The following is a 15065-nucleotide window of genomic DNA, read 5'->3' on the forward strand; positions in this document are numbered from 1 at the left end:
AGGGAGCGGCGGGGAACTCCACCGTCACCGTGAGACCGCCGCCCTCGACCGGGTCCACCTCGACACGACCGCCGTGGGCGGCCGCCGCCGACCGGACGATCGACAGGCCGAGGCCGGCTCCGAAGTGGGAGGTCCTGCCACCGCCCCTGCTGAAGGGCTCCAGCAACTGCGCCGCGCGTTCCGGTGGGACGACCGGCCCCGACGAGGACACCGTCAGCCGCGAACCCGCCTGGTCCCCGCTCGTGCGCACGGTGATCCAGCCCCCCTCCACGTTGTGCCGCACCGCGTTCTCGACCAGGTTCCCGGCGATCCGCTCGACCAGGGCCGGATCCCCGATCACCAGCCCCGGCTCGGTGTCGAAGGTGACGGTGAGCTCCCGGTCGGCGGCCTCGGCCCGCACCGCACGCCACGCGCTCTCCACCATGGTGGCCAGATCAACCGGTTCCCGCGTGTTCAACCCGGTGGCGTCGGTACGGGCGAGCAACAGCAACGCGGTGACGAGGTGCTCCGCGCGTCGCGTCGCATCGCGCACCACGTCGGCCATCCTGCGGAGCTCCGCCACGTCGGCCTCCGGGTCGGCCAGGGTGACGTCGAGCTCGGTGCGGATCACCGCCAACGGCGTGCGCAGTTCATGGCTCGCGTTGGCGACGAACCGGCGCTGAGCGTCGAAGGCTGCCTGGAGCCGGTCGAGCATCTCGTCGAACGTGTCCGCGAGCTCCGCCACCTCGTCGCGGGCCCCCACGAACTCGATGCGCTCCTCCAACGACTCGGCGGACAGCCGACGAGCGGTACCGGTGACCCGCTGCAGCGGTGCCAGCACCCGCCCGGTGAGGGACCACGCGAGCAGGAAGGCGGCCGCGATGACACACAGGTAGGCCAGCAGTCCCACTTCCAGGACCCGGTCCCTCGCCTGGTCGTGCAGCAGGGTCGTCAGTTCCGTGGCCTCGACCTCGACGCCGTCGACCCTGACCCGCATTCCCCTGGGCAACCGAGGCGAGTCGGCGAGGGCCTGGCCGATCTGCATCCAGCCCAACCACAGGAGCAGCGCGCTCACGACGGCGACGAGCCCGGTCGCGAGCAGGGTGATGCGGACCCGGAGGCCGAGACCACGGCGGCCGGTGCGGCGATCAGTGTTCAGTGTTCGCACCCGCGACGTTGTCGGTCTCCGGTTCCACGACTCCCGCGCTCGGCACCCGGTAGCCGGACCCGACGACGGTCTCCACCACCGCCGGTTCCCCGAGCTTCTTCCGCAGGGTCATCACCGTCACCCGCACCGTGGTGGTGAACGGGTCCGCGTTCTCGTCCCACACGCGCTCCAGCAGCTCCTCGCTGCTGACGACCGAACCGCCCGCGGAGAGCAGCACCTCCAGGACGCCGAACTCCTTGCGGGTCAGGTCGACCTGCTCGCCGCTCCGCGTGACGGTGCGGGAGGCGGGGTCGAGCACCAGCTGCTCCGCCGTGAGCCGGGGCGGCACCGGAGGGGTGGACCGCCGGCCCAACGCGCGAATCCTGGCGACCAGCTCGGGGAAGGCGAAGGGCTTCGCCAGGTAGTCGTCCGCCCCCAGCGACAGCCCCTCGACCCGGTCCTCCACCTCGCCGCTCGCCGTGAGCATCATGACTCTCGTCAGTGCCCCCGAGCGGAGGATCTCCCGGCACAACTCGTCGCCGGACAACCCCGGCAGATCGCGGTCAAGCACCGCGACGTCGTACCTGGTGATCGACGCCTTCTCGTGCCCCGACTCACCGTCATAGGCGATGTCGACGGCCATGCCCTCTCGGCGCAGACCCCGGGCGATCGCGTCCGCCAGGGGCTGCTCGTCCTCTACGACCAGTATGCGCACGTCACCAACCGTCCCACACGAACCTGAGAGCGGGCTGGGGCTTCCCGGCCCGCGACAGCGTCACCGACGTCACTTCCGCTCGGTGTCCCGCATCCGCCGCGGCTCCGCGACGTCCACCTCGGGCGGGTCACCGGCCTCGCCCAGGATCCCGGCGGCCCACTCGGTGATCCGGCGGGCGACGTCCTGGTCGGTGAGCCCGAGCTCGGCGAGCACCTCCCCCCGCGACCCGTGGTCGAGGAACCGCTGGGGCACCCCGATGTCGCGGAGGGGAACGTCGACCTCCGCGTCCCGCAGCGCCGCCGCCAACGCCCAGCCGACGCCTCCGTGCCGGCCGCCGTCCTCGACGGTGACGACCATCCGGTGTTCCGCCGCGAGCGCCACCAGCTCCTCGGGCACCGGCACGACCCACCTCGGGTCGACCACGGTGACGCCGATGCCCTGGTCGGCCAGCCGGTGCGCGGCGCGGACCGCGAGTTCGGCGAAGCTGCCGACGCCCACCAGGAGGACGTCCGCGTCGGGGTCCTCCCGGAGGACGTCCACCGGGCCGACGCGTCGCACGGCCTCGATCCGGTCGCCGACGTCGCCCTTGGCGAAGCGGATCACTCCGGGCCCGTCGGTGATCCGCACCGCCTCCCGCAGAGCCTCGCGCAGGGTCTCGGCGTCCCGGGGGGCGGCGACCCTGATGCCGGGCACCACACCGAGGATCGACAGGTCCCACATGCCGTTGTGGCTCGCGCCGTCCGATCCGGTGATCCCGGCCCGGTCGAGCACGACCGTCACCGGCTGCCGGTGCAACGCCACGTCCATCAACAGCTGGTCGAAGGCGCGGTTCAGGAACGTCGCGTACACGGCCACCACGGGGTGCATGCCCGCCATCGCCAGGCCGGCGGCCGAGGTCAGCGCGTGCTGCTCGGCGATACCGACGTCGAAACACCGCTTCGGGTAGGCCGCGGCGAACCTGTCCAGCCCCGTCGGCCCCAACATCGCGGCGGTGATCGCGACGAGGTCCTGCCGCTCGGCCCCGATCCGCACCAGCTCGTCGGAGAACACCGAAGTCCAGCTCGTCCCGCCGGAGGCGGTGACCGGTTCCCCGGTGACCGGGTCGATCACCCCCGTGGAGTGCATCTGGTCGGCCGGGTCGTTCTCCGCCGGGGCGAAGCCCGTGCCCTTCCTGGTGACCGCGTGCACGATGACCGGGCCGCCGAACGCCTTGGCCCGGCGCAGGGCCGCGTCGAGGGCGCCCAGGTCGTGCCCGTCCACCGGCCCGAAGTACTTCAGCCCGAGGTCCTCGAACATGGCCTGGGGGCTGATGGCGTCCTTGAGCCCGCGCTTCGCCGCGTGCAGGCCCGCGTAGATCGGGCGGCCGACCATCGGGATGCTCTGGAGGGTGCGCTTCCCGCTCTCCAGCGCGCGTTCGTAGCCGGGCCGCAGCCGCAACGACGCCAGGTGGTCCGCGAGGCCGCCGATGGTGGGCGAGTAGGACCGCCCGTTGTCGTTGACCACGATCACGAGTGGGCGGTTGCTGTCGCCGGCGATGTTGTTCAACGCCTCCCAGCACATCCCGCCCGTCAGCGCGCCGTCCCCGACCACGGCCACCACGTGCCGGCGGGCCCCCTGGAGCTGGTAGGCCTTGGCGAGCCCGTCCGCGTAGGAGAGAGCGGTGGAGGCGTGGCTGTTCTCCACCAGGTCGTGTTCGCTCTCGGCCCGCGACGGGTAGCCGGACAGGCCGTCCCGTTTCCTGAGCCGGTCGAACCCCCCCTGACGACCGGTGATGATCTTGTGCACGTAGGCCTGGTGGCCGGTGTCGAAGATGACCGGGTCGTGGGGTGAGTCGAAGACGCGGTGGACGGCGAGGGTCAGCTCCACGACCCCCAGGTTGGGACCCAGGTGCCCGCCGGTCCGCGACACCTTGTCGATGAGGAAGGAGCGGATCTCCGCGGCCAGTCGCTGGAGCTCGCCCAGCTCCATTCTCTTCAGATCAGCCGGGCTGTGCACGGACTCGAGCAGGGTCACCACTCCACCTCAATTCAGTGCCGTTCGCCAGCCCCGTCCGGGCACGAGGGCGTACTCCACGGACAGGGTGCGGCCGGTCAACTACGTCGCGCCAGTCTACGGACGGGTAGCTTCGGGGCCGCCTCCCGGTCGCTGCGGCGTGTGAACCTGCCGTGTTGACACCTCACTGGAGTGGGTAGCCAGCCGGGCCAGCCTCGAACACCTTCCCGCGATGGACTTACCCAGCGTGAAGGAAATCACTCCTCTGGGCTAGTCGCCGGCGTCGTGGTGACGGCATTCCGGCTCCGCTCCGCCGCCAGCTCGAACAGTCCCACGCACTCCACGTGGTGGGTCATCGGGAAGGCGTCGAAGGCGCGCAGGTCGGCCAGGCGGTACCCCTGGTCCCGCAGCAGCCCGACGTCCCGGGCGAAGGCGGCCGGGTCGCAGGCCACGTACACCACCCTGGCCGGGCCGGCCGCGCCGATGTGGTGGATCACCTCGCGGCCGGCGCCCTTGCGCGGCGGATCCAGCACGACCACGTCGGGCGCCCCGTCGCCGAGACCTCGGGCGAGGACCCGCTCCACCCGTCCGGTCACGAAGCTCACCTGGGGGAGGTCGGCCAACTCGCGCTCGCCGTCAGTTACCGCCCGGGGAGCGGACTCCACGACGACCACCGCACCTCCGGGGCCGACCTGCTCGGCCAGCACGGAGGCGAACAGGCCCGCTCCGCCGTAGAGGTCCCAGGCCGTTCCTCCCCGGGGGGCCCCTGCCCACGAGCCGACGGTCTCGGCCAGCACGTCGGCGGCGGCGGGGTGCACCTGCCAGAACCCGTGGGGGTGGACCCGCCAGTCACGGCCGGCGGCACGCTGCACGGCCACCCCGTCGCCGGCGATCCGGCGCGCGCTCGGCCGCGAGCCCCGGCCTGGCCTGAGCTCGCTGACGTGCACCTGCTCGGCGGCGTCGATCGTCACGTCGAGTTCGATACCGGGCCGCCACCGCCGTCCCAGCAGCCCGTCCACCGCGCCGGGCACGGACAACGGGCACCCGGTGGCCGCCACCACCCGGTGGCTGCGGTGGGCCCGGAACCCGGCCACCCCGTCGTCGTCCACGGCCAGCCGCACCCGGCTTCGCCACCCGAGCACGCCGCCGGGCAGTTCCTCCACGACCACGGACCGATCGATGCCGGCGATGCGGCGCAGCTGCTCCTCCACCACTCCGGCCTTGATCGCACGCTGCCGTTCGGGCCGGACGTGCTGCCAGTCACAGCCCCCGCACCCGCCCGGGCCCGAGATCGGACAGCTGGGGGTGACCCGGTCCGGGGACGAGGAGTGCACGGTGACGGCGTCGGCGCGGCAGTAGCCGCCACCGTTGTCCTCGGTCACGAGAGCGGTCACCCGCTCCCCCGGCAGGGCGTGTCGGACGAAGACCACCCGGCCCTCGTACCGGGCCACGCAGAAGCCACCGTGCCCGGGAGGGCCGACCTCCAGATCGATCCGATGTCCTGTCCAGTCCGGTCGCTGGCTCGGCGCAGGGGTGCTCACCGCGGGACGGGGTCCTTTCCGACATCAGGGAAACGCTCGCACCCAGCGTAGCCGCACCCGGCCCGGACGAGCGGACCAGCGGAGCGACCGCGTTTCGACCACGGTGGCTTCGAGCCGGGGCGACCCGGCGCGCGAGACCGGACAACCCGCCCCGGGGAGCGGTGGCCACTGCCCTCCACCGGCACCACCACGGGAACGACACACCATTCTTCCGGGGGAAACCAGCCGGCGGACCCGGCGGCGGAGAATATCCGCTTCCCCTGCACCCCGACAATTCGGGGAATGATCTGGAGAATTCACCTCCCCCGCATCACGGACCACCCACGACCAGCACTTCTCCCTACCACCACGATCGTTTTTATCACCCCGTGGTGCAAACGCACGGAAAGTGAACGCCTTGACAGGTGATATCGCGGATGTCGAACGCATGGAACCACTTCGCACGAGATTCCGCTGATACGGTCCGACACGGTGAACACGGAAAACGACTCCTGGCGGCGTGGGCCGCCCACTCTCCCCTTTTCTGGAGAGTCCCCTCGTAACCGATAGAGAAGGGTTGTCCAGGTGAGAACTCCTGACCAGAAGATCTCCTGTCCCGCCGTCCGCCGTCCCGGACGCGGCACGACGGCGGCGCTGCTCGGCGCCGCCGTCGCCGCCGGCGTGCTGTTCGTCCCCTCGGCGGCGGCTGACCAGGACCAGGACACGACACGGCTGCTGCCACGGCCGCTGAACTCCCTCCTCGACACGACCCAGGAACGCTTCCACGCCCAGGTCGTCGTCAACGGAGAGGTGGTGTGGGAGCAGTCGGGCGACACCTCCGACTGGACGATCTCCTCCACCGGCGACAACGTCGTGGTCGGCGGCCCCGTGCACGACGCCAGCCAGTGCGACAACGAGGTGTCCCCCACCAGCCGGCTCGCCCTGCTCCAGGGAGTGTGGACGCTGTCCGACTTCCTGGCGGGGCTCACCACCCTCATCTGCCAGGAACTCGACACCGGCACCAGCGCGGACACGGCGACCGGAACCGACCCCGCGCTGGCGGGGGAGGCCAGCCCCCTGCCCGAGAACACGCCCGGGCGGTGGTGGCAGAACGCGACGGGATGGGACCTGCCCTGGTGGGCCCGCACGCCGGAGGCCACGGAAGCCCCGGAGGACACCGGACCGACCACGACGCCCGAGCGGGAGGCGGCGGAGGACCAGCCAGCGGGACCAGCCGAGGACACCACGAGCACGCGCGTCGGCTGAGCACCAGCGTGACGGAGGAGGGGACCAGCCACCCCGGCTGGTCCCCTCCTCGTCCATCCCGGACCGGGGGAGCTCCGTCACGGACGGCACGGCGCTGGCACCGCGCCAGCTGGTCGCACCGGCGGCACCGCGAGGGACCCGCTCGGGCGGCTCCGGAACCGCCCGCTCAGCGGCTCCCAGGAGGCCGGTGGTCCGGAGCGGCTTCCGGCTCGACCACTGCCTCGGTGGCGTCACCCGCCTGGTCCGCAGCCGAGGGCGGCCGGACGTCGGCGGTTCCCTCGGCTCCCACCTCCTTCGGGGGATCGACCGAGGCGCGCGCCGACTCCTCCTCGACGATCCGGTTGGCGCGGCGCACCGCCCAGATCGTGAGCAACAGCGCCACCGCCGTCAGCGGAGTGCCCATGCTCAGGCGCGCCACGCCGAGCCACCCGGCCTCGTCCGCGTCGTAGAGCCACTGCTGCACCACGAACCGCGAGAAGAAGAAGACCATCCACAGGGCGGTGGCGAGCTGGTAGGCCATCCGCGCGCGGGGCACCGAGCGCCAGGCGAAGCCCGACCCGTTCAGACCAGCCCAGATCACGCCGACCAGGGGCCATCGCACCACCATCGACACCAGGAAGGCGATGCCGAAGACTAGGCTCGCCCAGATCCCGTAGAGGTAGAAGCCCCGTTCGGAACCGGTGCGGTAGGCGATGAAGGCGCACAGCAGGACGCCGAGCACGCCCGAGACCGCGGGCTGGAGCGCCTCCTTGCGCACCAGGCGCCAGATCGCGATCAGGACCGCGCCGCCGATGGCGGCCCACAGCGCGACCTGCCACTCGGTCAGCGCGCTCACCGAGACGAAGAGGACCACGGGGATCACGGAGGCGATCAGCCCGGAGATCCCCCCCATCTGCTCGAGGAGGGTGGGGGCCGCGGGTGCCGTCGGGTCGGCGACGTGCGCCGCCGCGTTCGTGGGCTCCGTGGGTGAGCCGGTCGGCTCGGGCTCGGATTCCGCGTGGGTAGTTCTGGGTTCGCTCATGCCGTCGTCTGCAACTCGTCCTCGGCGTGTGGGTCAGGACCCGGCCCGCCGACACCTCCGCGCCGGACGTTCCGTGAGCGCGCCGAGCAACCACGAGCTCGCCGTCCGCTCACGACCACTGTAGCCCCGGAACACGGCCTTCCCGAACGGTCGATCACCGAGCGGAGGCGAACGACCTCGAACCGGTGAGGATGCCCACTCTCCGTGGCTTCGCTTCTCCCCACGACGAGGAACCGATCGTTCGTCGGGTCAGGGCAGCGGGTCACGGCAGGACGGCGGGCCGAGGAACGGCCGTCGCCCGGCGGGAGAGCCCGGGCGACGGCACGTACGACGGGTCAGCGCGCGGTCTGCCTGCGCTGCGTGATCGCCGCCTGCGCGTCACGCACCTTCGCCTGGCCCTCCTGCTGGGCCCGGGCCTGTTCGAGGTGTGCCTCGACCTGCTTGGGCAGCTTGATGGGCAGCGGGGTGCGCACCGGGAGGGGGTTGGTGCCCCGCACCACGATCGTGTCCCGGACGACGTCGCGCAGCAGCGTCGCCAGGGCGTCGCTGTGCTCGCTGGGGCCGGCGGCGACACCGCGCAGCAGCCAGCGGGGGCCGTCGACCCCGAGGAAGCGCAGCGTGACCTTCGGAGAGGTGGACACCAGTTCCGTGTCCCACTCCCCCGGTTCCTTCCGCACGCGGGCCCCGTCCTTGCCCAGCTGTTCGGCGAGCTCGGCACGGATGTCGGACCACAGACCGCTCGACCGGGGAGCCGCGAAGGCGCTGACGGTGAGCCTTCCCACCTGGGTCACCAGGTGCACGGCCCGGACGGGCCCCGAGGGGTCCACCTCGACCTGGAGCTGGGAACCGTTCGGCACCGGCAGCCGCACCGACCCGAGGTCGAGCCGGCTCAGCTTGTCGTCGGGGGCCTCGCTCTCGTCGAACGGCCCGACGACCTCACCGTCGGATGCGGCCTCCTCCTCGGTAACACGGTCCCGCTCGGAACGCTGACGTCGGCCCCATCCGAACATCCGTCATACCTCCGTCTCTGCCGCCAGCGACCCCACCGGGTCCGCCGCGCCTGCTGTGTCGCCCGCCACCGTGGCCGGACCGGAGCCCACCACCGTCGTCTCCGTGTCATCCAGCGTGGCATGACCTCCGGTGGAACCGTAGCCACCGGAACCGCGCTCGGAGGGCGGCAACTCGGCGACCTCGCGGAATTCCGCCTTCTCGACCCGTTGCACCACCAGCTGGGCGATGCGGTCCATCCGCTCCAGCCGGACGGGCTCGCGTGGATCGTGGTTGATCAGACAGACCCGGATCTCCCCCCGGTACCCGCAGTCGATCGTGCCCGGGGTGTTCACGACGCTCAGGCCCACCCTGGCCGCGAGACCGGACCTGGGGTGGACGAAACCCGCGTACCCCGGGGGGAGCGCCACGGCGACTCCCGTTCCCACCACCCCGCGTTCCCCCGGAGCGAGTTCCACGTTGCTGGTCGTGACCAGATCCACTCCAGCATCGCCCTCGCGCGCGTAGCTGGGAAGTGGAACCGCCGGATCCAGCCGGGTCAACAACACCTCGACGCCTGCCACGAGCGGCGAGACTACTCTGACCCCCGTGACTGACAGTACGGGCACGGCACCCACGCCGAACGTCACCACCGGCTCCGCCGGTCCCCAGGGCGACGTGGCGGGAGGCACCCGCTCGCGGCAGCGCCTCTACGTGCCGTGGTGGGGATGGCCGCCGGCGCTGGGGGCGGCGGCCCTGCTGGGCGTCCAGGTCCACATGGGCTACCCCGGCCCGCGGGCCTGGATCCCCTACGTCGTGCTCGGCGTGGTGATGGTGGCCGTCCTGGTGTGGCTGGGCCGGGCACGGGTCGAGGTCGGTGGCGGTGACCTCGTGGTGGGGCCCGCCCGGATCCCCACCCGGTTCGTGGGGGAGGTCGAGGTCGTCGGCAAGGCCGAGAAGGGGCGGGCGCTCGGGCGGGAACTCGACCCGGCCGCCTACGTCGTCCACCGCGCGTGGGTCGGGCCGATGGTCTGGGTGGAGATCACCGATCCCCAGGACCCCACGCCCTACTGGTTGTTCAGCGCCCGGCGTCCGGAGGAGGTCAGGGACGCGCTGCTCGCCGAGAAGGCGGCGTCGGCCGACGTCTGACCGGCGAGCGGGCCGCCCGACCGACGTGCCGGGCACCCGCTCCGAGCACGGACGCGGGGGCACGGAACGTGGCCGCGTCGTCGTGGCCGGAGCCGGCCACCCGTCCGGCTCCCCGGCCCGGTGTTCCTCGGAGCTCTCAGGCAGCGCAGTCGCGGCAGACGTAGCGGCCGCCGCGCTCCTCGGCCAGCCGGCTGCGGTGGTGCACCAGGAAGCACTGCGAGCAGGTGAACTCGTCGGCCTGCTTCGGGAGCACCTTGACCGTCAGCTCCTCGCCGGACAGGTCGGCCCCGGGCAGTTCGAAGTTCTCTGCGTTCTCACCCTCGTCGACGTCGACGACCGCAGCCTGGGCCTCGTTCCGCCGTGCCTTGAGCTCCTCTAGCGAATCCTCAGCGAGGTCGTCCGCCTCGCTTCTGCGCGGAGCGTCGTAGTCGGTCGCCATCGTGTTCACCCCTGCGATCAACGGAGACTGTGTTTCGTGCCGCTGGACAACGTCCGAGCACCCGTGTTTGTGCCCATCCCCGACGTGACGGAGGTCTCGTTCCGCACCCCGGGCCGCGGATCCGACCACCAGCGTGAGCCAGCAGCCGTGTCCGGGGCGGGGCGAGGGTAGCTCACGAACGCGGACCATGAGCGCCGGGTCACCCGGTCGACGTAACGACCGGGACACGGCCGCTCGCACCCGCTGTTCCCCCACCTCCACCTGAACCCACGGTTTGTGACGAACATCACTGCTAGCAACCCAACGTGATCACTGCGGCGTCTGGGGAGGTGAGGAGTGCGCCGGCCGGAAGGACCCTCCCGGCCGTACGGAGCCCCGTTCGTCGGTCACGCGGCGACCCAGCGCGGTCGTCCAGACCGCCGAGGACGCCCGATCACCCCTGGCGACCCACGCGGAAGCCCGGAGTGGCCGGTCGACGGTCACGAAGGCGCCACCATGCCTGCCGCTGCCCAGCACGAAGCTGGGCGACCGCATAGGCTAAAACAACCTGCCCGGCTGTCAACCGGGTCATCCAAAGCTCGAGTCGGGGGAGGCTTGCAGGACGTGGGTGCCCGGAAAGGAACACCGCAGAACACCGTGCCGAGGTACCGGCGCCGCAAGCCGCTGCCGGCGTTAATCCTGATCGCCCTGCTGGGCGGCGCGGCCGGCTGGGTGTGGACCGGTGTCTTCGACAACATCGAGACGATCGAGGAGGCCACGCGGTGCTCGCCCCCCACGGTGCGCACCGCCGCCTCGGACGAGGAACCACCACCGGAGCCCGGTGAGGCCCTGCCACGGGACGCCCTGGACCGCACCGACCCGGCCCCGCCCTCCCAGGTGATGGTGACCGTGCTCAACGCCAACGGCGTCCGGGGCCAGGCGACGATGATCGCCGAGGAGCTGTCGGCACTGGAGTTCGAACAGGCCTACCGGCCGAACAACGACCCCGTGTACGCGAACCAGGACATGGACTGCCACGGCCAGATCCGGTTCGGGCCCAACAGCGCCGCGATGGCCAGGACCCTGAGCCTGGCGGTCCCGTGCGCCGAGCTGGTCAGCGACCAGCGGCAGGAGGCGACCATCGCCCTCGCGCTCGGCTCCAAGTTCGACGAGGTCAAGCCGAACTCGGCCGCCAAGGAGATCCTGGAGCAGCTGGCGGCATGGGGAACCGACCAGCCGAACCAGCAGGGCGGCCAGCAGTCCGACGGCGGCGACACCGCGGGCCCCACCCTCGACGAGGAGATGCTGGCGGCGGCCCGGGACGTGAGCTGCTGACCCCTCCAGGGCCGTCGCCACGCACCGCCCCGGGCGCCACGCCGTCCGCTCCCTCAGACGGACCCGAAGCCCGCCCCCGGCAACGCGGACCAGAGCGCGTCCGCGATGCCGGGGGCGGCGACGAACGTCAGATCCCGCCCGTGGCTCTCGGCCGAGCCGCCCCGGTCCGCCGCCACGCCCGGTTCCGCTCCGGGCAACCGGACGACGGCGCCCGCCTCGGCCGCGATCAGGGCGCCGGCGGCCCAGTCCCACCGGTGCAGCCCGTGCTCCACGTAGGCGTCCACCCAGCCGGCCGCCACCGCGCAGAGGTCCAGCGACGCCGCTCCGGCCCGGCGCACGTCCCGGACCACCCCGAGCAGCGAGCTGACCGCCGAGGCCTGCCGGCTCCGCCGGGCGGGGTCGTAGGCGAACCCGGTCGCCACCAGCGTCGTGTCCAGCTCCCGCCGGTCCGACACCGAGAGGGGCTCGTCGTCCAGCGTCGCCCCCAGGCCCTGCCCCGCGCTCCACACCCGCCCGCTCGCCGGTTCGACCACCGCCCCCGCCACGGACGTCCCGCCGTACTGCACGGCCACGGAGACGCCGTACCAGGGGTAGCCGTACAGGTAGTTGACGGTCCCGTCGATCGGGTCGACGACCCAGCGGGGAGCATCCACCGCGACCGCTCCCTCCGCGCCGCCCTCCTCGCCGAGCACGGCGTCCCCCGGCCGCAGCTCGGCGAGCCGCCGGCGGATCAGGCGCTCCGCCGCGTGGTCGGCCTCGGTGACGACGTCCGTCCTCGTGCTCTTGGTGTCGACACCGCCCTGGTAGTCCCCCAGCGAGCCCCGGCGTTCCCGGACCAGCTCCGCAGCCTCGCGGGCGAGCGCGACCGCCGTCGAACGGAGCTCGGCCACCTCCTCCTCGGTCACCGCTGGGCGGGAGGACAGGGGGGAGGTCGAGTTGTCTGTTGCCACCCCTCCATCGGATCACAGGGTGGGAGCCCCGGCCATCGCGCGGGTAACACAGCTCACGCTTTCCCACCGGGATGACCTATGGTTCTGCACACCATTAGCTGAATCGAGTAGGAAGGACCACGGGATGGGCGCTACCCGGGGCTTCGGCATCGACATTGGCGGTTCCGGCATCAAAGGGAGCCTGGTCGATCTGGGGGCCGGAGAGCTCGCCGCCGACCGGGTGCGTGTTCCCACCCCCCAACCCTCCAGGCCGGACGCGGTCGCCGACGTCGTGGCCGAGATCACCAAGTCCTTCGGGTGGGACGGAGCGGTGGGCGTCACCCTGCCCTGCGTGATGAACCGGGGTGTCGCGCACACCGCGGCCAACGTCGACGACGCGTGGATCGGCACCGACGCTCAGAACCTGTTCGCGGAGAGGTTGGGACGCCGCCGCGAGGACATCGTGGTGCTCAACGACGCCGATGCGGCCGGCACCGCCGAGATGACCTACGGAGCCGGAGCGGGGCGCCAGGGGTTGGTGGTCGTCCTCACCTTCGGCACCGGGATCGGCAGCGCGATGTTCCTCGACGGGAAGCTGATCCCCAACTCGGAGCTGGGCCACCTCGAGGTGGACGGTCACGACGCGGAGAGCCGGGCGGCGGCGTCGGTGAAGGACGACGAGAAGCTGTCCTGGGAGGAGTGGGTGGTCCGGGTCAACCGCTACATCCACGCGCTCGAACGAGCGTTCTGGCCGGATCTGATCATCGCGGGCGGCGGCGTCAGCAAGAAGGCCGACAAATGGCTGCCGCTGCTGGACATCCGGACCAACATCGTGGCGGCGAAGCTGCGCAACGACGCCGGGATCGTCGGGGCCGCCGCGGCCGCCCGGGCCATCGAGGGCGGCTGACGAACCGGGCACTCCGGCCGCTGACCAGGGTGAAAACCGCGGGGCGGCCGGATACCCGGCCGAGGTGGGCGGCGCGTCCCACACGGGAGGGGAACGCCGGTACCGGTGAGATCGTTCCCCCGAGAGGGCCTCGCGGGGGGTTCGCACCCACGGGCTGTCGTTACAATGGAACGCGCCCCCTCCGATCAATCGACCAAATCGGCTGGCGGGCAATTCCCCGAACACGTGGCGGCCGAGGTGTGCGACCTGCGGCTTGCCGTGATCGATCGTCGCGAAAGGGCGTACGTGGCAGCCGCAAACACAGCAACCCGACGCTCCAGCTCCGTCGCCGCGGGCGGCGCCAAGTCGACGACGGCCACCCCGGCTCAGGCGGCCGCCAAACTTGACGCAGAGACACCCGCGAAGAAACCGGCCTCGCCGCGGAAGACCTCCGCCAAGAAGCCGGCGGCCAAGGGCCGGGGCAGGAAGAGCGAGAAGGGCACGGCGGGCAAGTCTCAGACCAAGGCCAAGAAGGGCCTCGAGTTGGACGAGGCGGTGGAACTGGAGGCCGCCGCCCCGGGTTCCGACGACCTCGCCGACGTCGCGGTCGACCTGACCGAGGAGACGCTGGCCGAGACGGACACGCAGGAGGAGGAAGCCGCCAAGGCGAGCGGCGACTTCGTCTGGGACGAGGAGGAGTCGGAGGCGCTCCGCCAGGCGCGCAAGGACGCGGAACTGACCGCGTCGGCCGACTCCGTCCGGGCCTACCTGAAGCAGATCGGCAAGGTGGCCCTGCTCAACGCCGAGGAGGAGGTGGAGCTCGCCAAGCGGATCGAGGCGGGTCTCTACGCCGCCGAACGCGTGCGCAAGGCCGAGGACGAGGGCGAGAAGCTGTCGCCGCAGCTCGGGCGGGACCTGCGGTGGATCGTCCGGGACGGCGAGCGGGCCAAGAGCCACCTGCTGGAGGCGAACCTCCGGCTCGTCGTCAGCCTGGCCAAGCGCTACACGGGCCGCGGCATGGCGTTCCTGGACCTCATCCAGGAGGGCAACCTCGGTCTGATCCGCGCGGTCGAGAAGTTCGACTACACCAAGGGCTACAAGTTCTCCACCTACGCCACCTGGTGGATCCGCCAGGCCATCACCCGGGCGATGGCCGACCAGGCGAGGACCATCCGGATTCCGGTCCACATGGTGGAGGTCATCAACAAGCTCGGTCGCATCCAGCGTGAGCTGCTCCAGGACCTGGGCCGCGAGCCCACCCCCGAGGAGCTCGCGAAGGAGATGGACATCACCCCGGAGAAGGTGCTGGAGATCCAGCAGTACGCCCGGGAGCCCATCTCGCTCGACCAGACGATCGGTGACGAGGGTGACTCCCAGCTCGGTGACTTCATCGAGGACTCGGAAGCCGTGGTGGCGGTGGACGCCGTGTCGTTCACCCTCCTCCAGGACCAGCTCCAGTCGGTGCTGGCCACCCTGTCCGAGCGGGAGGCGGGCGTGGTGCGGCTCCGCTTCGGGCTCACCGACGGTCAGCCCCGCACCCTGGACGAGATCGGCCAGGTGTACGGCGTGACGAGGGAACGGATTCGGCAGATCGAGTCCAAGACGATGTCGAAGCTCCGCCACCCGTCCCGTTCCCAGGTGTTGCGGGACTACCTGGACTGAGCGAGCCGGATCCGGCGGTACAGCGCTGCGGACGGGCGCCTCCCACGCGGGGGGCGCCC

General features: G+C 71.7%; 14 protein-coding genes. 5 read left to right on the forward strand and 9 right to left on the reverse strand.

The window, feature by feature from the left end; all coding sequences use genetic code 11:
- From ACTIDRAF_RS0200590 to ACTIDRAF_RS26495, 4 genes are all read right to left on the reverse strand, one after another.
- Nucleotides 1–1138, reverse strand: a 1138-nt coding sequence (locus ACTIDRAF_RS0200590; RefSeq protein ID WP_039785158.1) for a sensor histidine kinase, incomplete at its 3' end; no start/stop codon positions are given.
- The gene (locus ACTIDRAF_RS0200595) at nucleotides 1128–1841 is read right to left on the reverse strand and encodes a response regulator transcription factor (RefSeq protein WP_016696763.1); all 714 of its coding nucleotides are present in this window, start codon (nucleotides 1839–1841) and stop codon (nucleotides 1128–1130) included. The genes ACTIDRAF_RS0200595 and ACTIDRAF_RS0200590, both read right to left, overlap by 11 nt.
- A gap of 69 nt (nucleotides 1842–1910) precedes the next feature.
- Nucleotides 1911–3854 carry a 1-deoxy-D-xylulose-5-phosphate synthase gene (gene dxs / locus ACTIDRAF_RS0200600; protein ID WP_016696765.1) on the reverse strand — a complete coding sequence of 648 codons (1944 nt, stop codon included), beginning with the start codon at nucleotides 3852–3854 and terminating at the stop codon, nucleotides 1911–1913.
- Between the two features lie 236 nt (nucleotides 3855–4090).
- The gene (locus ACTIDRAF_RS26495) at nucleotides 4091–5374 is read right to left on the reverse strand and encodes a class I SAM-dependent RNA methyltransferase (protein ID WP_157162767.1); all 1284 of its coding nucleotides are present in this window, start codon (nucleotides 5372–5374) and stop codon (nucleotides 4091–4093) included.
- A 564-nt stretch (nucleotides 5375–5938) separates the two neighbouring features.
- On the opposite strand from ACTIDRAF_RS26495, the gene ACTIDRAF_RS0200610 reads away from it, so the two are divergent.
- A complete protein-coding gene (locus ACTIDRAF_RS0200610) occupies nucleotides 5939–6619 on the forward strand; it encodes a hypothetical protein (protein WP_016696768.1) in 681 nt (226 codons plus the stop codon).
- A gap of 166 nt (nucleotides 6620–6785) precedes the next feature.
- On the opposite strand, the gene ACTIDRAF_RS26500 is transcribed toward ACTIDRAF_RS0200610, so the two are convergent.
- From ACTIDRAF_RS26500 to dut, 3 genes are all read right to left on the reverse strand, one after another.
- Entirely contained in the window at nucleotides 6786–7640 is an 855-nt protein-coding gene (locus ACTIDRAF_RS26500) for a DUF3159 domain-containing protein (RefSeq protein ID WP_016696769.1), read from the reverse strand.
- A gap of 335 nt (nucleotides 7641–7975) precedes the next feature.
- Nucleotides 7976–8650 (reverse strand): DUF3710 domain-containing protein, encoded by a 675-nt coding sequence (locus ACTIDRAF_RS0200620; protein WP_016696770.1) that lies wholly within the window; start codon nucleotides 8648–8650, stop codon nucleotides 7976–7978.
- Nucleotides 8651–8653: 3 nt separating this feature from the next.
- Nucleotides 8654–9211: a dUTP diphosphatase gene (gene dut / locus ACTIDRAF_RS26505; protein ID WP_083886033.1), complete on the reverse strand. Its 558-nt coding sequence runs from the start codon at nucleotides 9209–9211 to the stop codon at nucleotides 8654–8656.
- Between the two features lie 25 nt (nucleotides 9212–9236).
- Here dut and ACTIDRAF_RS0200630 point away from each other — a divergent pair, with 25 nt between their 5' ends.
- Nucleotides 9237–9776 (forward strand): DUF3093 family protein, encoded by a 540-nt coding sequence (locus ACTIDRAF_RS0200630; RefSeq protein WP_016696772.1) that lies wholly within the window; start codon nucleotides 9237–9239, stop codon nucleotides 9774–9776.
- A gap of 136 nt (nucleotides 9777–9912) precedes the next feature.
- Here ACTIDRAF_RS0200630 and ACTIDRAF_RS0200635 read toward each other — a convergent pair whose 3' ends face one another.
- Entirely contained in the window at nucleotides 9913–10215 is a 303-nt protein-coding gene (locus ACTIDRAF_RS0200635; protein ID WP_026065628.1) for a DUF4193 domain-containing protein, read from the reverse strand.
- A 603-nt stretch (nucleotides 10216–10818) separates the two neighbouring features.
- Between ACTIDRAF_RS0200635 and cei the strand changes: the two genes are divergently transcribed.
- A complete protein-coding gene (gene cei, locus ACTIDRAF_RS0200640) occupies nucleotides 10819–11529 on the forward strand; it encodes an envelope integrity protein Cei (RefSeq protein WP_211215232.1) in 711 nt (236 codons plus the stop codon).
- Nucleotides 11530–11582: 53 nt separating this feature from the next.
- Here the strand turns inward: cei and ACTIDRAF_RS0200645 are convergent, their stop codons facing one another.
- Nucleotides 11583–12434, reverse strand: a complete 852-nt coding sequence (locus tag ACTIDRAF_RS0200645; protein ID WP_016696776.1) for an inositol monophosphatase family protein — start codon at nucleotides 12432–12434, stop codon at nucleotides 11583–11585.
- A 169-nt stretch (nucleotides 12435–12603) separates the two neighbouring features.
- Between ACTIDRAF_RS0200645 and ppgK the strand changes: the two genes are divergently transcribed.
- Together ppgK and ACTIDRAF_RS0200655 are read left to right on the forward strand one after the other, a co-directional pair.
- Nucleotides 12604–13365, forward strand: coding sequence for a polyphosphate--glucose phosphotransferase (ppgK, locus tag ACTIDRAF_RS0200650; RefSeq protein WP_016696777.1), 762 nt, complete (start codon nucleotides 12604–12606; stop codon nucleotides 13363–13365).
- 285 nt (nucleotides 13366–13650) lie between these two features.
- Nucleotides 13651–15006 carry an RNA polymerase sigma factor gene (locus ACTIDRAF_RS0200655; protein ID WP_026065630.1) on the forward strand — a complete coding sequence of 452 codons (1356 nt, stop codon included), beginning with the start codon at nucleotides 13651–13653 and terminating at the stop codon, nucleotides 15004–15006.
- Nucleotides 15007–15065 lie beyond the last annotated feature (59 nt).

Origin of the sequence: Actinoalloteichus spitiensis RMV-1378 (assembly GCF_000239155.1) — a bacterium.
Classification (GTDB): Bacteria; Actinomycetota; Actinomycetes; order Mycobacteriales; family Pseudonocardiaceae; genus Actinoalloteichus_B; species Actinoalloteichus_B spitiensis.